The 18,876-nt window shown below is 51.7% G+C and carries 16 protein-coding genes, 1 other RNA gene and 4 pseudogenes; 14 read left to right on the forward strand and 7 right to left on the reverse strand.

Translation table 11 applies throughout. From position 1 onward, the window contains the following. Positions 1-16: 16 nt before the first annotated feature. The 3 genes from ACQ86O_RS10380 to ACQ86O_RS10390 are packed head-to-tail and all read left to right on the forward strand — an operon-like array spanning position 17 to position 2,090. Positions 17-295 carry a hypothetical protein gene (locus ACQ86O_RS10380; RefSeq protein ID WP_431225151.1) on the forward strand — a complete coding sequence of 93 codons (279 nt, stop codon included), beginning with the start codon at positions 17-19 and terminating at the stop codon, positions 293-295. After that, positions 292-1,542, forward strand: a complete 1,251-nt coding sequence (locus tag ACQ86O_RS10385; RefSeq protein ID WP_431225152.1) for a hypothetical protein — start codon at positions 292-294, stop codon at positions 1,540-1,542. Before ACQ86O_RS10380 ends, ACQ86O_RS10385 begins: the two co-directional genes overlap by 4 nt. Continuing rightward, complete coding sequence (locus tag ACQ86O_RS10390; protein WP_431225153.1) at positions 1,542-2,090, forward strand: fimbrial protein; 549 nt, start codon at positions 1,542-1,544, stop codon at positions 2,088-2,090. The genes ACQ86O_RS10385 and ACQ86O_RS10390 overlap by 1 nt, the downstream gene beginning before the upstream one ends. 47 nt (positions 2,091-2,137) lie before the next feature. Here the strand turns inward: ACQ86O_RS10390 and ACQ86O_RS10395 are convergent, their stop codons facing one another. Continuing rightward, positions 2,138-2,425 carry a putative quinol monooxygenase gene (locus ACQ86O_RS10395; protein ID WP_142015861.1) on the reverse strand — a complete coding sequence of 96 codons (288 nt, stop codon included), beginning with the start codon at positions 2,423-2,425 and terminating at the stop codon, positions 2,138-2,140. Between the two features lie 490 nt (positions 2,426-2,915). Between ACQ86O_RS10395 and epd the strand changes: the two genes are divergently transcribed. From epd to fbaA, 3 genes are all read left to right on the forward strand, one after another. After that, on the forward strand, positions 2,916-3,932 hold the full coding sequence (gene epd / locus ACQ86O_RS10400) for an erythrose-4-phosphate dehydrogenase (RefSeq protein WP_431225154.1): 1,017 nt from the start codon (positions 2,916-2,918) through the stop codon (positions 3,930-3,932). A 73-nt stretch (positions 3,933-4,005) separates the two neighbouring features. Continuing rightward, on the forward strand, positions 4,006-5,169 hold the full coding sequence (gene pgk / locus ACQ86O_RS10405) for a phosphoglycerate kinase (RefSeq protein WP_431225155.1): 1,164 nt from the start codon (positions 4,006-4,008) through the stop codon (positions 5,167-5,169). 156 nt (positions 5,170-5,325) lie between these two features. Then, the gene (fbaA, locus tag ACQ86O_RS10410; RefSeq protein ID WP_431225156.1) at positions 5,326-6,405 is read left to right on the forward strand and encodes a class II fructose-bisphosphate aldolase; all 1,080 of its coding nucleotides are present in this window, start codon (positions 5,326-5,328) and stop codon (positions 6,403-6,405) included. A 56-nt stretch (positions 6,406-6,461) separates the two neighbouring features. Here the strand turns inward: fbaA and ACQ86O_RS10415 are convergent, their stop codons facing one another. Next, entirely contained in the window at positions 6,462-7,130 is a 669-nt protein-coding gene (locus tag ACQ86O_RS10415; RefSeq protein ID WP_431225698.1) for a DUF1345 domain-containing protein, read from the reverse strand. A 240-nt stretch (positions 7,131-7,370) separates the two neighbouring features. Here ACQ86O_RS10415 and mscS point away from each other — a divergent pair, with 240 nt between their 5' ends. Next, positions 7,371-8,237, forward strand: a complete 867-nt coding sequence (mscS, locus tag ACQ86O_RS10420) for a small-conductance mechanosensitive channel MscS (RefSeq protein WP_431225157.1) — start codon at positions 7,371-7,373, stop codon at positions 8,235-8,237. A 54-nt stretch (positions 8,238-8,291) separates the two neighbouring features. Here the strand turns inward: mscS and ACQ86O_RS10425 are convergent, their stop codons facing one another. Beyond that, positions 8,292-9,491 (reverse strand): NAD(P)/FAD-dependent oxidoreductase, encoded by a 1,200-nt coding sequence (locus ACQ86O_RS10425; protein ID WP_431225158.1) that lies wholly within the window; start codon positions 9,489-9,491, stop codon positions 8,292-8,294. A gap of 229 nt (positions 9,492-9,720) precedes the next feature. Between ACQ86O_RS10425 and ACQ86O_RS10430 the strand changes: the two genes are divergently transcribed. The 3 genes and pseudogenes from ACQ86O_RS10430 to ACQ86O_RS10440 all read left to right on the forward strand — a co-directional run bounded on the left by ACQ86O_RS10430 (position 9,721) and on the right by ACQ86O_RS10440 (position 11,806). After that, positions 9,721-10,227: an RrF2 family transcriptional regulator gene (locus tag ACQ86O_RS10430; protein WP_431225159.1), complete on the forward strand. Its 507-nt coding sequence runs from the start codon at positions 9,721-9,723 to the stop codon at positions 10,225-10,227. Positions 10,228-10,454: 227 nt separating this feature from the next. Further along, a pseudogene (gene argO / locus ACQ86O_RS10435) lies at positions 10,455-10,993 on the forward strand (arginine exporter ArgO). A gap of 82 nt (positions 10,994-11,075) precedes the next feature. Beyond that, a pseudogene (locus ACQ86O_RS10440) lies at positions 11,076-11,806 on the forward strand (oxidative stress defense protein). A gap of 39 nt (positions 11,807-11,845) precedes the next feature. On the opposite strand, the pseudogene ACQ86O_RS10445 reads toward ACQ86O_RS10440, so the two are convergent. Next, positions 11,846-12,738, reverse strand: a pseudogene (locus tag ACQ86O_RS10445) (LysR family transcriptional regulator ArgP). Positions 12,739-12,954: 216 nt separating this feature from the next. Here ACQ86O_RS10445 and rpiA point away from each other — a divergent pair. Then, positions 12,955-13,607, forward strand: a pseudogene (gene rpiA, locus ACQ86O_RS10450) (ribose-5-phosphate isomerase RpiA). Positions 13,608-13,960: 353 nt separating this feature from the next. Beyond that, on the forward strand, positions 13,961-15,199 hold the full coding sequence (gene serA, locus ACQ86O_RS10455; RefSeq protein WP_431225160.1) for a phosphoglycerate dehydrogenase: 1,239 nt from the start codon (positions 13,961-13,963) through the stop codon (positions 15,197-15,199). Positions 15,200-15,371: 172 nt separating this feature from the next. On the opposite strand, the gene ACQ86O_RS10460 is transcribed toward serA, so the two are convergent. The 3 genes from ACQ86O_RS10460 to zapA form a co-directional block, all read right to left on the reverse strand. Then, positions 15,372-15,980, reverse strand: coding sequence for a 5-formyltetrahydrofolate cyclo-ligase (locus ACQ86O_RS10460; protein ID WP_431225161.1), 609 nt, complete (start codon positions 15,978-15,980; stop codon positions 15,372-15,374). A gap of 59 nt (positions 15,981-16,039) precedes the next feature. Beyond that, positions 16,040-16,223, reverse strand: a non-coding RNA gene (gene ssrS / locus ACQ86O_RS10465) — 6S RNA. 40 nt (positions 16,224-16,263) lie between these two features. After that, positions 16,264-16,593 carry a cell division protein ZapA gene (gene zapA, locus ACQ86O_RS10470; protein WP_021179791.1) on the reverse strand — a complete coding sequence of 110 codons (330 nt, stop codon included), beginning with the start codon at positions 16,591-16,593 and terminating at the stop codon, positions 16,264-16,266. A 296-nt stretch (positions 16,594-16,889) separates the two neighbouring features. On the opposite strand from zapA, the gene ACQ86O_RS10475 reads away from it, so the two are divergent. Further along, complete coding sequence (locus tag ACQ86O_RS10475) at positions 16,890-17,468, forward strand: YecA family protein (protein ID WP_431225162.1); 579 nt, start codon at positions 16,890-16,892, stop codon at positions 17,466-17,468. Positions 17,469-17,561: 93 nt separating this feature from the next. After that, positions 17,562-18,875: a Xaa-Pro aminopeptidase gene (pepP, locus tag ACQ86O_RS10480; protein ID WP_431225163.1), complete on the forward strand. Its 1,314-nt coding sequence runs from the start codon at positions 17,562-17,564 to the stop codon at positions 18,873-18,875. Position 18,876 lies beyond the last annotated feature (1 nt).

The raw sequence follows: 18,876 nt of genomic DNA on the forward strand, positions 1-18,876 counted from the left end.
GCTTTTAGCCGAGAAAGTGTGGCAGGAAGAGATCCGTTTGGAGCCAGGCAAGCAAGGCCTGAAATTGGTAAACCCAACACCGTTTTTTGTCATTCTGCCGGAAGTGATTGTGGGGAAAAATGTTTTGTTGGGAGAGGAGGAGGCCGTCACGCTCAGGCCAAAAAGTGAGGTGACACTGCCTGCTGTCAAGCCTCAGCCGCAGAAGATCGTGCTCAAGTATATCAACGACTATGGGGCGTATCAGCCGCTGAATTACAGCTGTACGATGACCACTTGCGTGCGGGATAAATCATGATGGAAAGGGTGAAGAGATCCGGGTTGTCTGCCTGCCTGCGAAAAATAGAATACTTGCTGACGGTCGTGTTGTTAGCGGTATGTTCTATGATGAATATTGCCCATGCAGAATTGGAAGGCGATATGATGGTCTGCAGTTGGGAGGATCTTTATGATAACTTTGTCAAGCTGAATACGGGTAGTTTCCGTGATGTTATAGAGCCTTTTATAGAATGGAAAAAGGAATCCTACAATTGTGATGAGTCTGGATGTTCTTATCGTTATTATTGGCTTATTCCCAATCGCACTTATATCGTTACTGCATCGGCTGCAGTAAAGTGTATTAATATTGGAGATAAGACAGGGTCAATCAAATTTTCATTTGAGAAGGCCGCGACTGAAAAACCTCTTTATTACCAAAATATGACAATGCGTGTTACGGGAGCGGGCTCGCTTTCGCTAACAGGGGTGGAGAATATGGCGGAGGGGACACTTCGCAGTTGGACTGATGGTTCATTGGCACCTTGCGAGATGAATTGTTGGGATGTAAATCTTGGTTTTCCGCAATACCACAAGACGCTGACGTTCACATTTACAGTAAGGCCGATCAAGACCCGGGTTGAAGGTCACCTGATGCCAAGCTTTGATGGCATTAATTTATTAGGCAACCTTTGGGTACATGCCAGCAGTAGTGACCCTGGAATGAGTTGGACCAATTTTGGTAATCCAAGCCCAGGTATCTGCGGGCTTATGTTTTCGAATATGGAGGGATGTTATCTTTCCGAAGGTGGCGGTGGTTCTGGTCAGTTAAAACCGCCGATCCCACAGTGCACATTGACGGTCACCACCCCAGGCGTAGTCGAGTTTCAACCCATATCTTCTGACGATCTGAGCCGCAATCGCGTCAGGATGGAAGACTTTACGTTGACGGTGGCCAAGGGGCCAGTGCAATCACAGGCTTGCGTTGGCAGCACCTATAATCTGCCCGGCATCATCAAGACCGAAGGGGGTTATTCCATTAACAGCACCTTCTGGGGCATTAATCATTCCAGCGGTTCGCCACAGGGTATTGGGCTGAAACTCTACGATCTCGGTAAGGGCCGTTATCTGCAGTTTAACCATAACTACCCGGCCTTTATCTCTGATATTACGAGCATAAGCGAAACCAAAAGGATCCGCGCCGAGATTGCGGCCACCACCAACGATCTGAAAAAGATTAAAGGGGGTGATTACAGCCAGGTATTGGTTTTTGAAGTCAAGATGCCTTGATGGTCAACGGGGAATGGCAGGTTCCCCGTTATTTGGAGTTGATGATGAAAAAGCTGATTTATTTATTATTACTCTGCGGTTCGTTAGTGAATATGGCGAGGGCAGATGTGATGGCAAGCAGCAGGACGATATTCAAAGGGCGTATCAGTATTGCGACCTGCAATATTGTGGTGGGGGACGATAATCAGACGATTGACCTGGGCGAGATATCTACAGCGGAGCTGGATATCAAAGGGCAATCTACCCCGGTTCCTTTCACTGTCCGTCTGTATGGCTGCAATACCGCAGATAAGGTTGTCAAAACCTTGTTTGATAAAACCGGCAGCGGAGCGAGTGGGCAAGTGATCCCGGTTGATGGCGTCAGTGGGGTTGGATTAAGCCTGCTTGATGGTGCAGGTAACCGGCTTAATTTTGGCCAAAAATCTCGTGGGCAGAAGATCCAAAGTGGGGATAACGTGCTGCTTTATTCCGCCTATCTGGTAAAAACCGGGTCAGTTCAGGCAGGAAATTTTGCGCGTTTGCTGCATTACACGCTTTCCTATGAGTAGGTTTTAGCTGATAAGGGGCGCAGCGCATAACGCCCCTAAAAGCACAATTACAACTGAGTCAGTTTTTTCACTTCCAGGCTGACCAGTTTCCCTTCCAATTCGGCCAGGAAGGCATCGTGGTAAGGCATTGCCATATGTTCTTTCAGTGCTTGCTCAGAAGTCCAGCGTTCGATAAACACGAAAGCGCCTGGATGACCCTGTTCTTCATGCAGATCATATTGGATGCAGCCTGGCTCAGAGCGGCTAGGGGCAACCATCGCACGCACGGCCTTATCGACAGCGGCACGGTGTTCAGGGGTGGCTTTTATCAGGGCGACTACTTTGACTTCACTCATTTTGAGTTCCTTGTTATACAACATTGACCGCAAAAGATGGAGATTGATACCCGTTTGCATTCATTAGGCGGGTTCACCGCAGAGGTGAGAAACTTCACCCGACAAACGCTGGGTTCATTATGGTGAACTTATCGTTACCGGCAAGTCATTTGAGCGCTTTTTTCCTGAGTATTCCTGTCATGGGTAGAATTGAAAATGTGCGCTAGATCATTTTATTTTCGCAAAATCACGCCCACTGGGCAGGCTTCTCATCGCACCTGTTCCTTTTGGCAAAACTTTGGTTTATGCTCGGCTGAAGCGTTTCAGTTAACATCGTATTCAGCCGAAACGCCCGAGTGAGTGGTCACGATAAGCAACAGATTTTGACGAATAATGTAACGCAGCGATTCACAGCAGGCAGCACGCTAAAGTACTCTAAGCAGGATAATCAGTCTGCGCCACCCTGAAACGGAGTATTCCCGACAGGGAAGGCCCTTTTCCAGGGAGTAGCATGACCATCCGCATAGCGATAAACGGCTTTGGCCGTATTGGCCGCAGCGTTTTACGCGCACTGTATGAATCGGGAAGAAGAGCCGAAATTTCCGTCGTCGCCATCAACGAACTGGCCCATGCCGAGGGGATGGCCCACCTGCTGAAGTATGACTCCAGCCATGGTCGTTTCGCCTGGGATGTTCGCCAGGAGTGTGATGTGCTGAGCGTGGGTGATGACAGCATCCGGCTGTTGCACCAACCCGCGTTGGAGCAGTTGCCTTGGCGGGAGTTGGGCGTGGATGTGGTGCTGGACTGCACCGGTGTTTATGGCAGCAGGGCAGATGGCGAAGCCCATTTGCAGGCCGGCGCGAAAAAGGTGTTGTTTGCCCACCCCGGCGGTCACGATCTGGATGCCACCATCGTGTTTGGGGTTAACCACCAAACGCTGCTGGGCGAGCACCGCATCGTATCCAATGCTTCCTGTACCACCAACTGCATTATTCCGATTATCAAACTGCTCGACGATGCCTATAGCATTGAGTCGGGCACGGTGACTACCATCCACTCTTCAATGAACGATCAACCGGTGATAGACGCTTATCATCAGGATTTGCGGCGTACCCGTGCGGCAAGCCAGTCGATTATTCCGGTCGACACCAAGCTGGCAGCCGGTATCACGCGCATCTTCCCGCAGTTTTGCGATCGTTTTGAAGCGATTTCCGTGCGTGTGCCGACGATCAACGTAACGGCTATCGATCTCAGCGTCAGCGTGAGTTCGCAGGTGCGGGTGGCAGAGGTCAACCAGCTGTTGCAAAAGGCCGCACAGGGATCATTTCGTGGTATAGTTGACTATACGGAACTACCATTAGTCTCGATAGATTTTAACCATGATCCGCACAGCGCCATCGTTGATGGCACGCAAACCCGGGTCAGCGGCAAACACCTGATCAAGACCTTGGTCTGGTGTGATAATGAATGGGGCTTTGCCAACAGGATGTTGGATACAACACAGGCAATGGCCGCAAGCGGTTTCTAGTAAGGCGCCATCAACGTGGTGTTGATGCGTCGCTCAGGCAACTTTTATAGAGAATCAACAAAGAGGGTTCACCATGTCTGTAATTAAGATGACCGATCTGGATCTGGCCGGTAAACGTGTTCTGATCCGTTCCGATCTGAACGTACCAGTGAAAGACGGTAAAGTGACTTCCGATGCACGTATCCGTGCCTCCCTGCCGACTATCGAAGCTGCGCTCAAGCAAGGCGCCCGTGTTATGGTAACGTCCCACCTGGGTCGCCCTACCGAGGGTGAGTACAACGAAGAATACTCCCTGCTGCCAGTGGTCAACTACCTGAAAGAGCATATGAAATCTCCAGTGCGTCTGGCGAAGGATTATCTGGAAGGGGTTGAGGTTGCAGAAGGTGAACTGGTTGTTCTGGAAAACGTTCGCTTCAACAAAGGTGAGAAGAAAGACGACGAAACCCTGTCCAAGAAATATGCGGCGCTGTGCGATGTGTATGTCATGGATGCGTTCGGGACTGCACACCGTGCTCAGGCTTCTACCCACGGCGTGGGCAAGTTTGCGCCTGTTGCCTGTGCTGGTCCGCTGCTGTCTGCAGAGCTGGAAGCACTGGGTAAAGCGCTGGGCAACCCGGCCCGCCCGATGGTGGCTATCGTTGGTGGTTCTAAAGTGTCCACCAAACTGACTGTGCTGGGTTCGCTGTCCAAGATTGCTGACCAACTGATCGTTGGCGGCGGCATTGCCAACACCTTCGTGGCGGCTCAAGGCCACAATGTGGGCAAATCCCTGTACGAAGCAGACTTGATCCCAGAAGCGAAAAAACTGCTGGAAACCTGTGATATTCCGGTACCTACCGACGTTCGTGTCGCTACCGAGTTCTCTGAAACCGCTACGGCAACCCTGAAACCAGCCAGCGAAATCAAAGACGAAGAGCAAATTCTGGATCTGGGTGACGTCTCTGCAGAGCGTCTGGCCAAGATCCTGAAAGAAGCCAAAACCATTCTGTGGAATGGTCCGGTTGGCGTATTCGAGTTCCCTAACTTCCGTAAGGGCACCGAAATTGTCGCGCGCGCTATCGCTGATAGCGAAGCCTTCTCTATTGCAGGCGGCGGCGACACCCTGGCAGCAATCGATCTGTTCGGTATTGCCGACAAGATCTCCTATATCTCTACCGGCGGCGGCGCTTTCCTGGAATTCGTTGAAGGGAAACAACTGCCTGCAGTAGTGATGCTGGAAGAACGCGCTAAGAAGTAATTCAGATAACGGGGGGCGAAAGCCGCCCGTTTGTTTATCCCCCTGCATGATGCGGCGCGGGGTAAAAACGGTTTTCATCCATCTCTACTCGCCAACTTTCATGCTGTCGCTTGAAAGGCGACGGGTATAACGGCCAACGAAACAGGATAAAGTTCCATGTCTAAAATTTTTGATTTCGTAAAACCGGGTGTCATCACAGGTGATGACGTTCAGAAAGTATTCGCAGTTGCCAAAGAGAACAACTTTGCGCTGCCAGCAGTAAACTGCGTGGGTACCGACTCTATCAACGCCGTGCTGGAAACAGCGGCGAAGGTACGTGCTCCGGTTATTGTTCAGTTCTCTAACGGCGGTGCTGCGTTTATCGCAGGTAAAGGCGTGAAAACTGACGTGCCACAAGGTGCTGCCATTCTGGGCGCAATCTCTGGCGCACATCACGTTCACCAGATGGCTGAACATTACGGCGTGCCAGTGATCCTGCACACCGACCACTGTGCGAAGAAACTGCTGCCTTGGCTGGACGGCCTGCTGGACGCTGGTGAGAAGCACTTCGCGGCAACCGGTAAACCGCTGTTCTCTTCTCATATGATTGACCTGTCTGAAGAGTCACTGGAAGAAAACATTGAGATTTGCAGCAAGTACCTGACGCGCATGGCGAAGATCGGTATGACTCTGGAAATCGAACTGGGTTGCACCGGTGGGGAAGAAGATGGCGTGGACAACAGCCACATGGACGCTTCCTCTCTGTACACTCAACCACAAGACGTTGATTACGCGTACGAAAAACTGAGCGCCATCAGCCCACGTTTCACCATTGCTGCCTCTTTCGGCAACGTACACGGTGTTTATAAGCCAGGTAACGTGAAACTGACCCCAACCATTCTGCGTGATTCTCAGGACTATGTTTCCAAGAAACATAACCTGCCGCACAATGCGCTGGACTTCGTGTTCCACGGCGGCTCAGGCTCTACTGCTGCAGAAATCAAAGAAGCAGTAAGCTACGGTGTCGTTAAAATGAACATCGATACCGACACCCAGTGGGCAACATGGGAAGGTATCCTGACTTACTACAAAAAGAACGAAGGCTATCTGCAGGGCCAACTGGGTAACCCAGAAGGTGCCGACAAGCCGAACAAGAAATACTACGATCCACGCGTGTGGTTGCGTTCTGCCCAGACTTCCATGATCACTCGTCTGGAACTGGCATTCAAAGAACTGAACGCGGTAGACGTTCTGTAATCTTTGCGTCATGCAGGCTTTACGCTAAAAGGCTCCTTCGGGAGCCTTTTCTATTGTCAGTTTAGCAACCCGGCCCCGACGTTAACCGATAAGCCCAGGATCAGCATATTAAATACAAAAGAGATGACCGATTGCAGCAGGGTGACTTTGCGCACATCGGCGGTCCCCACGGCGACATCGGCAGTTTGTGAGGCCACGGCGATGGTGAAAGAAAAATAGGCGAAGTCCCAATAGCCCGGCTCGGCCAGTTTGCCTGGAAACAACAGCGGCAATACCTGCTTATCGCTTCTCTGGCGATAAAATAAGTGGGCGTAATGCATGGTAAAGGCCAGGGGAAGCAGTAACCAGGAAACCACCAGCGTCGTTCCTGTCAGCACAAGATGCAGCGTTTTCAACGAGTCGCTCACCTGCTGGGTTGTACCTAATTCAAATAAAATTGCCAGCATGCTTACCGCACATCCCAGACTGACCAACGCCAGCACCTGGCTCGCGCTTTCATCCTGTTTACTGGCCGTTTGCCGGGTATGCTCTGGCGTACTATTTAGCATCAGGCGCCCGAGAAACAGCAGATACAGCCAGGCCAGGGCGTTCCAGCCGATGATCAACCGCTGTAACCAGGAAAAATGGCCGGGCAACAACAGGGCACACAAAACTCCTGCTGCAATCGAAACCAGCAGTCTGGGGCGAACCTGCCAGTAATGCTTGAAAGAGGAAGTAAAGTTGATCACAGCGCGTTCCTTGTTTTTATTTTTGCCAGTACGGTTATTTTTCAGAATAGAAGACCTAGCCATAATACGGGGGAGCTTTAGGCTATATCAGCCAATAACGGTAGGGAATTTTCCCTGTGGCGGTTGGCAGAGGGACGAAATGTTAGTTACCCTTAGGCCGTGGTTTCCTTACTGACATTGTTTCGTCAGTCTATTTTGCTCATTTTTCCCTTAGGGGATTTCAAGTAGGACCTCAGAATGGAAGATCTTAACGTAGTAGATGGCATTAATAATGCCAGTAGCTGGTTAGTAACCCATCAGGATATGTTGATCCAATATGCGGTGAATATTGTTGCCGCGATCGTTATCTTTATTATCGGTTCGGTCATTGCCCGTGTCGTGAGCAACGCCCTTAACCGCGTGATGAAACTGCGTGGCATTGACGCAACAGTCGCTGATTTCCTCGCTGCAATGGCGCGTTACAGCATCCTGGCCTTTACCTTTATTGCGGTGCTGGGGCGCGTTGGCGTGCAGACCACCTCGGTGATCGCCGTGTTGGGTGCCGCCGGTCTGGCGATTGGTTTGGCGCTGCAGGGCTCGCTGTCCAACTTTGCCGCGGGTGTGCTGCTGGTCGCCTTCCGCCCGCTGCGTGCTGGGGAATATGTCGATCTGGGTGGTGTTGCCGGTACGGTCGATCAGGTACAAATCTTTTCTACCACGCTGCGCACCGCAGATAATAAAACCATCGTGGTCCCTAATGGAAAAATCATTGCGGGCAATATCATCAACTATTCACGTGAACCGAATCGCCGTGTGGATATTGTTGTTGGCGTGGCTTATGACGCGGATATCGATCTGGTGAAGAAAGTCTTGGGTGACGTAATTGCAGCCGATAAGCGCATCATGCAGGATAAAGGCGTAACGGTACGCCTGAACGAGATGGCGCCTTCTTCGCTGAACTTTATTACCCGTGCCTGGACTACCAATGCCGAGTACTGGAATGTGTATTTCGATCTGATGGAAAACTTTAAGCGTCAACTGGATGCCAACAAGATTGGGATCCCATTCCCGCAGATGGATTTGCATGTCCGCCACGTGGGTAAATCCCCCGAGCAAGCAGAATAATAGAGCGTTAGTAACGCCAGCAAGGCCACCAAACGGTGGCCTTGCTGTATTGCATCAAACAAACGGGGCTAAGGGATCGGCGGCGGCAAAAGCCAATTCGCGCTCTGCTTGCGGCGGATAGATCAATTCGTTGGTAATGGCGACTTTGATTTTCTTCGCTTCTTCTCGGGTAGATTTCACAACCTGATCCCAGCCTTCGGTGTATACCGCGCCCCAAGCCCCCAGATCCAGGCAGGTAACATAATTCACCTGGCGGTAGGGCAAAGGCGCTATGCCAATCAGGTCGGCAGCCACGTTATGGCCGACAAAACGCCCCAGCATAATGGCGTGCTGGCAGGTCATCAGGGCATGATTGCCTTGATCGTCAGTGCTGGCAAAGGCGACATCTCCGGTAGCATAAACCTGGTTTTGCCCAATGACTTTCAAATGCTGATCGACATGCAACCGGCCTTGAGGATCACGCTGCGCTGGGATTTGCTGGGTTAACGTGCTGGCCTGTACACCCAAAGTTAAAATCACGGTGTTGGAGGCGATATGTTGATTATCTTGTAGCGTAACCCCGGTTTCGTCGATCCCCTTAATCTCGCTATTAAGTAACCATTCAACCCCTAACTCTTCGCTGGCTTGCTCAATCACACCGCGCAGTTGTTCACTGTAACGACCACCCGCGACAGGGCTACGATCAAGGATAATCACACGTATCGGAGTCGTGTCTCCGAGGATTGCACGTAAACGTGACGGTAACTCTGTTGCCAACTCAATGCCGGTGAAGCCACCGCCACAAACGATGACGGTGTTACGTGCTGCGCTATCTGGCTGTTCGGCCAGCGCAGCAAGATGACGCTCCAGGCGGGCTGCGCTTTCCAACTGATCCACATCGAAAGCGAACTCTTGCGCGCCGGGCAGTACAGGAGTGATGTGGCTGCCAGTTGCCATGATCAGACGATCGTAACGGGCGACAACCAATTGATCCTGCGCGTTGTGATACCAAATCTGTTGGCTGGCGGTATCAATCTCACTGGCACTGCCGGAGATAAACTTCACGCCAGTAACCGCAAATAATGGCAACAGCGGCGCGGCGAAGTTTTCTACCCCGGCCTCGTAGAAGCGCGGGCGGATACGGAGTTCTGGCTGAGGTGCCAGCACGGTAATCTCAATATCGGTACGATCATGGAGGCTGGTTAATCGTGCTGCGCTCAATGCTGCCCACATCCCTGCAAAACCGGCACCGAGAATAAGAATTTGCTCTTTCATGCGTTGACTCCGTTGGTGTTTCATCTGAAATTGGTCAGGTGAATAACTACGACTATAATGATCGTAGTTATGGTCTTCAAGCGTTTTTCCTTATCAGGTTGACGATATTTATTTAATTATATGAATTTTATTAAATTTAAAATTTATTCTTAGGTTGTTGATTGCTGGTGTTGCATAGAGGATGGGAAGAAATTACTATTTAACTAAGAGTCAATCGTGCGGAGAATTCATGGCGTTTTACAGTTCTGGAGTGGAATACGGCATCCATAGCCTGATGTGTATGGTCGATAACAAAGGCGAAGGGCGTGAAATGAGCGTCCGCGAAATCGCCGAATTGCAGGGGGTGCCTTACGACTATCTGGCCAAGATTTTCACCAAGCTTTCCAAGGCTCAGTTGGTTGAAAGCACTGAAGGTAAAGGTGGCGGTTTTAGGTTGGCGAAACCAGCCGATCAGATCACGGTGCTGGATATCGTGGCAGCCATTGATGGCGAAAAATCAATTTTCGACTGTAAAGAGATCCGCCAACGGTTGGCGGTCTTTGAGGAGCCAGCCCCTGACTGGGCTTGTGAAGGTATTTGTGGTGTGCGTCATGTGATGAATGTGGCTCAACAACGCATGGAAGAGGCGTTATCGCAACATACGGTGCTGGATTTGGTACGTCGGATGCTGAGAAAGGCACCGGATGTCTTCCCTATTCAGGTTGAGGAGTGGATCAACCATCGTCGTAACGATTAAAGCTGGGAATATAGGGTGTACTGCTGGGTATTAGCAATACTGATACCTGATTAGAATTATCCATTTCCCCTAATAATTTTCTCTTCGTATGATGCGCGTATCGACCCGCATGCGCCGCATTCCCGGCGCTTTTTTCCAGAAGGCACACCATGTTAACCGTCTATCTGCAAGGCTTTGCCTTGAGCGCCGCGATGATCCTGCCACTTGGCCCACAAAATGTCTTTGTGATGAACCAGGGGATCCGCCGCCAGTATCATCTGATGATTGCCGCGCTGTGCGCATTAAGCGACATCACCTTGATTTGTGCCGGTATTTTCGGCGGTAGCGCCTTGCTCAGTAGCTTCCCGTTGCTGTTGACGCTGGTGACCTGGGGCGGTGTTGCCTTCCTGCTGTGGTATGGCTGGGGAGCTTTCCGCACCGCGTTTAGTCAACATATAGCCTTGGCCGCGGCAGAAGAGATGAAACAAAGCCGCTGGCGTATTGTGGTCACCATGCTGGCTGTCACCTGGCTGAACCCACATGTTTATCTTGATACCTTTGTGGTGCTTGGCAGCTTGGGGGGCAACTGGCGCCGGATATTCGCTCGTGGTTTGCCCTTGGCGCGGTCAGCGCTTCAATTATCTGGTTCTTTGGTCTGGCTTTGCTGGCTTCGTGGTTGGCCCCGTGGCTGAGAACCCAGCTGGCGCAGCGCATTATCAACGTTTTGGTCGGATTGGTTATGTGGGCCATTGCGTTGCAACTGGCCTGGCACGGTGCCAATTTATAAGAGTTTGTCACTAATCCGAATTTAAACTCCTCAAGGATGTGTTAGGTTTTATGCCAGGCAATTTGCTATTCAAGGAGACACTGTGAAGCTGAAAGTATTGGCCATGGCCGCAATGATTGGATTCGGAACGTTACCGCTGGCGCTGCAAGCGGCAGAACTGCCGGAAGGGCCGCACGTAGTCACTTCCGGTACGGCCAGCGTAGACGCCACCCCGGATATTGCCACGCTGGCGATCGAAGTCAGCGTTTCTTCTAAAGACGCCGCGCAAGCGAAAAACAGGTCGATGAGCGCGTGGCGCAATACTTCGACTTCCTGCAAAAAAACGGTATTGAAAAGAAAGATATCAGTGCCGCCAACCTGCGTACTCAGCCAGAATATGACTATCTGAAAACCGGTGAGTCGGTGCTGAAAGGCTACCGTGCAGTACGCCAGGTGCAGGTGACGTTGCGCCAGTTGGATAAACTGAATGAGCTGCTGGATGGAGCGTTGAAATCTGGTCTGAACGAAATCCGTGCGGTTGAATTGGGGGTAGCGAAGCCGGATGTCTATCGCGAGCAGGCGCGCCAGAAGGCTATTGAAAATGCAACCCAGCAGGCCGCTTCATTGGCTCAGGGCTTTAAGGCCACGTTGGGGCCGGTATACAGCATTCGCTATCATGTTGCCAACTATCAGCCGATGCCTGTAGCCCGTATGTTTAAAACCGCCTCTGCCGCACCAGAAGCCGATGCGGCGCAGACTTACGAGCAGCAGACCATTCACTTTGACGATCAGGTGGATGTGGTGTTTGAGTTGCAACGCAACGCTGCGCAGTAAGCGGTGTTATCTCGGGGCGCACGGGCTGCGCTCTGAGTTCTAATCTTGCCTTAATACCTGGTGGCCGTGCGATAACAGAGCATCGGTCACTTTACGCATCATGCGGCTTTCTGGAGCAAAACGGTGCCAGAACAGCATGCGGCGCTGGAACAGGCCCGGCGTCAGATCGATCAATTCCCCAGAGGCTAATTCCCTCTCTATCTGCAGGTGTGGGATCATACAGCAGGTGGTGCCTTGCCGTGCCAGCTGAACAAACGCCTCTGACGAGTTAACGATATGGCAGGGCACGCTGCCCGGTGAAAGGTCAAAGTTTTGCTGGAGAAATGCCTGGTGCATATCGTCAAGGTGATCAAACGCCACCGCCGGTGCTTTTAGCAGGGCAGAGCGGGTTACACCGTTAGGAAAATAGCGCTCGGCAAAGGCTTTTGAGGCGACAAACAGGTAGTCCAAAGCCCCTAATTGATCCACCACGCAGCTTGGTAGCGGTTGCGGCTGGATACTCACAGCCCCAACTACCTCCCCCGGCGCAGGCGTTCCTGGGTGCGGGTTTCATCTTCTACCTGCAAATTCAGGCGAATAGGGGAATCGGCCAGCACCGGTTTCAGCGCTGGTAACAGCCAGGTTGCCAGGCTGTCGGCGTTGACCGCCAATGACAGCAGCAACGGTGTATCAATGCCGTTGTCATTCCCCAGCCACTCTTCTTCCAGCAATTCCACCTGATGCAGCAGAGCCAGCAGTTTTTGACCCTGTTCGGTTGGACGTGGTGGCACGGTGCGAACCAGCAATGGCTGGCCGAACAGGTTCTCCAACTGCTTGATACGCTGAGATACCGCCGATTGAGTGATACAAAGTTTTTGTGCCGCGCGTTCAAAGCCACGTTCACGTATCACTGCGTCCAGCGCTTGCAAGGTTCTATAGTCTGGGCGTTTCATCGCAGTGGATATCCCTTAAAGTAAGTTGATTCAGGCACTATGCCACATTTTTACGTTTTTTCAGGTGAAAAAATCCCGGTGCACGCGCGTGGATCAGTTTCATCCGGAAGGCGAGAAATGTGCGGCAGCTTAAATAAGTGTGTTTTAGCCTAAGGTGCCAACGGGGATTTACCCTATAATACGCACACGTTTTCGTATATAGGCAATGAACACATCATGACTCAGGATGAACTGAAAAAAGCGGTAGGCTGGGCGGCACTGGAATACGTGAAACCGGGCACTATCGTGGGGGTGGGTACGGGTTCTACCGCCGCTCACTTTATTGACGCTTTAGGCTCGGTCAAACATCAGATCGAAGGGGCTGTTTCCAGCTCTGACGCTTCCACCGCCAAACTGAAAAGCCTGGGGATCCACGTCTTCGATAGCAATGAAGTGGATGTGTTGGATATCTACGTTGATGGCGCCGATGAGATCAATGGCCAGATGCAGATGATCAAGGGGGCGCAGCCCTGACCCGCGAGAAAGTCATTGCCGCGATTGCCCGTCAGTTTATCTGCATTGTTGATTCAACCAAGCAGGTTGACGTACTGGGTAAGTTCCCGCTGCCGGTAGAAGTGATCCCGATGGCGCGTTCTTACGTGGCGCGTGAACTGGTGAAGCTCGGTGGCCTGCCGGAATACCGCCAGAATGTATTGACCGACAATGGCAACGTGATCCTCGATGTTCACAATCTCAATATCCTTGATGCTATCGCACTGGAAAACAAGATTAATGGGATTGCCGGTGTCGTCACCGTCGGCCTGTTTGCCAACCGTGGCGCCGATGTTGCGTTGGTCGGCACACCAAATGGTGTGAAAGTAGTCAAATAAAGTACTACACAGTTTTGGGAGAGGATGCCCTGGCGCGACTCTCCCGTTTCGCATAATTCTTGTCTTAAAACATCTTTTCTTAAAACCGTTAATTTTGGTGACATATGTCACATTACGGTAATAACCTCCACTAAGCTCCTGCCGAATTCTTTCCCAATGGCATTTTCCACCAGAAACCGCTGGCATCACTGAGCCTTGTGCTAACGGGCAAGCAATCGTTTGTATTGCCGGGCGCGTTATTTTTGTTATGTTGGAGGACGTGCTGTTGATTTCAGGTTGTTGCCGAGCAGGCAGCAATGTGGAAGCTGGAGGGGAAACAGCCACTTCTGAAGTCTGAACATAGGGTCGGGTAAATGGCAAAAGTATCATTGGAGAAAGACAGGATTAAATTCCTGTTGGTGGAAGGGGTTCATCAGAGCACGGTAGATAATCTACGTGCTGCCGGATATACCAACATTGAGTATCACAAAGGTGCATTAGACACCGAATCACTTAAGGCATCCATCCGTGATGCACACTTCATCGGCATCCGATCGCGTACGCATCTGTCTGAAGAAGTTTTCGCTGCCGCAGAGAAACTGGTGGCAGTGGGCTGTTTCTGTATCGGTACCAACCAGGTTGATTTGAAAGCGGCGACCAAACGCGGTGTTCCGGTGTTTAACGCTCCGTTCTCCAATACTCGATCCGTGGCCGAAATGGTGTTGGGGGAACTGCTGCTGATGTTGCGTGGTATCCCAATGGCTAACGCCAAGGCACACCGCGGCCAGTGGCAAAAGCTGGCCGTGGGTTCGTTTGAAGCCCGTGGCAAGAAGCTGGGCATCATCGGTTACGGCCACATCGGTACTCAGCTCGGCATCTTGGCAGAAGGCCTGGGTATGAAAGTGTTCTTCTACGATATCGAGAACAAGCTGCCCTTGGGTAATGCCCAGCAGGTGCGCCACCTGTCAGATCTGCTCAATATGAGCGATGTGGTGACGTTGCACGTACCGGAAACGCTGTCGACCAAGAACATGATCGGTGATGAAGAACTGGCGCTGATGAAGCCGGGTGCGATCCTGATTAACGCCTCACGCGGGACGGTGGTAGATATCCCGGCGCTGTGTAAGGTTTTGGCCAGCAATCATCTGGCCGGTGCGGCGATCGACGTATTCCCGGAAGAGCCCGCCACCAACAGCGATCCGTTCGATTCGCCGCTATGTGAATTCGACAACGTGCTGTTGACGCCGCATATCGGGGGTTCCACTCAGGAAGCGCAGGAAAATATCGGTGACGAAGTCGCTGGAAAACTGGCGAAATACTCCGACAATGGTTCAACATTGTCGGCGGTCAACTTCCCAGAAGTTTCGCTGCCAGCCCATGGCCCGAACTCCAGCCGTTTGCTGCATATCCATGAAAACCGCCCAGGCATCCTGACGCAGATTAACCAGATTTTTGCTGAAGAAGGGGTGAATATCGCGGCTCAATATCTGCAAACCAGCTCGGAAATCGGTTACGTGGTGATCGACATCGAAGCGGAAACCGAGCGTGCGGCAGCTGCCTTGCAACGTATGAAAGCAATTGAAGGGACAATTCGAGCCCGCCTGCTGCTCTAATTACCCGCCGTCTTTCAAGCTGCAGCGTTGTTATCTGCTATTACGAAACCCATCCGTGGGTTTCGTCCCTTACGGGGATAAGTAAGCTAGATACCTAGCGGCAGCGTGAAATTCACAGGGTATTTACGATGCGGTATACGATGGACAAAAGGCCGGAGCAATCCGGCCTTTTTTATGATGCACTCTGCCACGCCCAGGTTTGTGAGGGGGTGATGATCTCGGGCAGGGGAATGTCCCATTGCTCTATAGGTAATGCACTGACCTGCTGGCAATCGTGTGCCAGGCCTATCGGGTAAGGCCCACCTTGCCGCCAGTTCTGCAAAGTACGATCGTAAAACCCACCTCCCATCCCCAAGCGCTGCCCCAGGGAATCGAAAGCCACCAGCGGGGTCAGCACGACATCCAACTGCGATACCGGCAAAACGCTGCGCACATCGAGCGCAGGCTCAAGGATCTTGAAGCGATTGCGAACCAGCGGTGTATCTGCAGCATATCGCAGGAACAACAGGTTGCCAGGGCTGAACGGGTGCAATACCGGCAGATAAACCCGCTTGCCCTGTTGCCATAGCTGTTCAATCAACGGGCCGGTATCCAGTTCACCATCGAAAGAAAGAAATACCGCAATCGATTGAGCCGCTTGAATGTGTGGATGCTGTGTGACGCGGGTCGCTATTCGCTGGGCAAAATTTTGCTGCTGAGTAGGGGTTAAGGCTCTGCGTCGTTGGCGGATTTCATTACGAATGGTTTGGCGCTGCTGAGAAAACTGCGGTTGAAATGACATGGTGCCAGATCCGCGTCTTGTAGTTGTAGTGAGTTAACACATTGAAAATAAAGGTGAAGGGAATCTCCGAGATGCCGCCGCAGGCTGTAACCCTTGAACCCATGGTTCAAGGTGAACGTGCTGTCACAATCTTAAGGCTTCTCGGACGGGCCGAGCATGCACACCGATCATGGATCATCACATTCTGTTGGTACTAAATATCGGCTCAGGGGACTGGCCCGCTGGCAAACATCTCAGAGAAATTTTTACTCATTGCCGAAGCCTTCAACTTCAGCAACTTAAGTTATTCGAATTGTGCATCCTGACGTTCAGAGATGCGACCCTGTTCAAGCAATGCTTGTTCAATGGTCTGTTGCAGCATACGAATTCGTTGTTCCATATTGGCCGCATAGTCACGCGTTTTCAAGCGTTCTTGAGCAAGTTCGTGACAGACATTCAATGCTGCGATAAAAACGAGTTGCTCAGTATTTGTGACTCTAGTGCGAACTTTAAGATCTTGCAACCGTTGGTTAAGATCTTCTGCTGCCATGTTCAACGCATCTTGTTGTTCTGGCGGGCAATTGACTCTTAACGAGCGGCCAAAAATTTGAATATCTACCGGTTGTGCAGACATGCCACCTTCCTGCCTAAATTTCGCGCCAGCGCCGGTCTACCGTTGCCGGGCCACCAAAGCGGGCGCCACTATATATACCTCGGTACCAACATACAACCCTTTTTCAATAGCTGGTTGTAAACTACAGCACCTAACATTACCAAACAAAAAAGGGTTTCAAAATACATATTTACCCTCATTTTGGTTGGCATACGCTGATGCAAACTAGCTACTGAGATGTTGCACTCAACTGGTATACCAACGGACCTTGGTGGTAGCATAACACGAACTTATCTTGCCAACGATGACGAATGCGCATGTCTATACAGAATACATTTCCAAGTTACCAATCTTTGACCGTGGCTCTCAACCAGCAATCGGTAGCCTTAACTGCGGCAGAAATGCACGGTTTGATCAGCGGCCTGCTGTGCGGTGGCAATCGCGATGCCAGTTGGCAGACGCTGGTGTTTGATCTGACCAACGAAGGGATTGCTTTCCCACAGGCCCTGAGCCTGCCCTTGCAGCAGTTACATGAAATCACTAGAGAAACGCTGGAAGATGACGAGTTTATGTTCCAGTTGATGATGCCGGAAGGCGAAACCGTCAGCGTGTTTGATCGCGCAGATGCCCTGGCCGGCTGGGTAAACCATTTCCTGCTGGGGCTGGGCATGATGCAGCCAAAACTGGCGAAAGTGAAAGATGAAGTGGGCGAGGCGATCGACGATCTGCGCAATATCGCTCAACTGGGTTACGACGAAGACGAAGATCAGGAAGAGTTGGAGCAGTCGCTGGAGGAAGTGGTGGAGTATGTCCGCGTTGCTGCCCTGCTTTGCCATACTGAATTTACCCGTCATAAACCGACGGCACCGGAAAACCAAAAGCCGACATTACACTAACTGCCTGTTCTGTAGCCCGTTGGTGGTATGCGTGGTTGATATCCAACCTGATGTCCAGTCAGGAAGGGGATAAAACGATTTCAGGAGAAGGTGATGACCCAGCAGGAATTTCACAATCGCCGTCAGGCATTATTGGCGCAGATGGCCCCGGCCAGCGCAGCAGTTATTTTTGCAGCACCGGAAGTGACGCGCAGTGCGGATTCTGAATATCCGTACCGTCAGAACAGCGATTTCTGGTATCTGACGGGTTTCAATGAACCGCAAGCGGTGCTTATCCTGGTGAAAAGCGATGAGACCCATAACCACAGCGTGCTGTTTAACCGGGTACGCGATCTGACGGCGGAAATCTGGTTTGGCCGCCGTTTGGGGCAAGACGCCGCACCGGGCAAACTGGGGGTTGATCGCGCACTGGCCTTTGACGAAATCAACGAACAACTGCACCTGCTGCTGAACGGTCTGGACGTGGTGTACCATGCGCAGGGGCAATATGCCTTTGCCGATGAAATCCTGTTTGGTGCTCTGGAAAAATTGCGCAAAGGCTTCCGCCAGAATCTGACTGCGCCTGCGACGATAACCGACTACCGCCCGTGGCTGCATGAGATGCGCCTGTTCAAATCGGCCGAAGAAGTGGCGGTAATGCGCCGCGCCGGTGAGATCAGCGCGTTGGCCCATACTCGCGCGATGGAAAAATGCCGCCCTGGCATGTTCGAATATCAGTTGGAAGGGGAGATCCTGCACGAGTTCAACCGCCACGGTGCGCGTTACCCTTCTTATAACACCATCGTTGGCAGTGGTGAAAACGCCTGTATTCTGCATTACACCGAAAATGAGTGTGAAATGCGTGACGGTGATTTAGTGCTGATCGACGCTGGTTGTGAATACCGTGGCTATGCGGGTGATATAACCCGGACATTCCCGGTAAACGGTAGATTCAGTAAGCCACAGCGTGCCATATATGACATCGTTTTGGCATCGATAAACCGGGCTCTGGCGATGTTCAAACCAGGTATCAGCATCCGCGAAGTGAACGATCAGGTGGTGCGTATCATGATCTCCGGGTTGGTTGAACTGGGGGTAATGACAGGTGATGTAGAGCAACTGTTTGCCGAGCAGGCGCATCGCCCGTTCTTTATGCATGGTCTGAGCCATTGGCTGGGGCTGGATGTGCATGATGTCGGCCACTATGGTTCACCAAACCGCGATCGCCTCCTGGAGCCTGGCATGGTACTGACGATCGAACCTGGCTTGTATATAGCGCCAGACGCCGCCGTGCCAGCGGAATATCGCGGCATCGGCATTCGTATCGAAGATGACATTCTCATCACTCAAGATGGCAACGAAAACCTGACCGCCAGCGTAGTGAAAGACGCAGACGCAATCGAAGCCCTGATGGCGGCGGCCAGATAAT

The organism is Serratia sp. L9 (genome assembly GCF_050632285.1).
Classification (GTDB): domain Bacteria; phylum Pseudomonadota; class Gammaproteobacteria; order Enterobacterales; family Enterobacteriaceae; genus Chania.

Bases quoted from the DNA above. Each gene is read 5' to 3' on its own strand.
- epd (WP_431225154.1), top strand. From the start codon at position 2,916: ATGACCATCCGCATAGCGATAAACGGCTTTGGCCGTATTGGCCGCAGC.
- pepP (WP_431225163.1), top strand. From the start codon at position 17,562: ATGACCCAGCAGGAATTTCACAATCGCCGTCAGGCATTATTGGCGCAG.
- ACQ86O_RS10385 (WP_431225152.1), top strand. From the start codon at position 292: ATGATGGAAAGGGTGAAGAGATCCGGGTTGTCTGCCTGCCTGCGAAAA.
- mscS (WP_431225157.1), top strand. From the start codon at position 7,371: ATGGAAGATCTTAACGTAGTAGATGGCATTAATAATGCCAGTAGCTGG.
- pgk (WP_431225155.1), top strand. From the start codon at position 4,006: ATGTCTGTAATTAAGATGACCGATCTGGATCTGGCCGGTAAACGTGTT.
- ACQ86O_RS10475 (WP_431225162.1), top strand. From the start codon at position 16,890: ATGTCTATACAGAATACATTTCCAAGTTACCAATCTTTGACCGTGGCT.
- ACQ86O_RS10390 (WP_431225153.1), top strand. From the start codon at position 1,542: ATGGTCAACGGGGAATGGCAGGTTCCCCGTTATTTGGAGTTGATGATG.
- fbaA (WP_431225156.1), top strand. From the start codon at position 5,326: ATGTCTAAAATTTTTGATTTCGTAAAACCGGGTGTCATCACAGGTGAT.
- zapA (WP_021179791.1), bottom strand. From the start codon at position 16,593: ATGTCTGCACAACCGGTAGATATTCAAATTTTTGGCCGCTCGTTAAGA.
- ACQ86O_RS10425 (WP_431225158.1), bottom strand. From the start codon at position 9,491: ATGAAAGAGCAAATTCTTATTCTCGGTGCCGGTTTTGCAGGGATGTGG.
- ACQ86O_RS10430 (WP_431225159.1), top strand. From the start codon at position 9,721: ATGGCGTTTTACAGTTCTGGAGTGGAATACGGCATCCATAGCCTGATG.
- serA (WP_431225160.1), top strand. From the start codon at position 13,961: ATGGCAAAAGTATCATTGGAGAAAGACAGGATTAAATTCCTGTTGGTG.
- ACQ86O_RS10460 (WP_431225161.1), bottom strand. From the start codon at position 15,980: ATGTCATTTCAACCGCAGTTTTCTCAGCAGCGCCAAACCATTCGTAAT.
- ACQ86O_RS10395 (WP_142015861.1), bottom strand. From the start codon at position 2,425: ATGAGTGAAGTCAAAGTAGTCGCCCTGATAAAAGCCACCCCTGAACAC.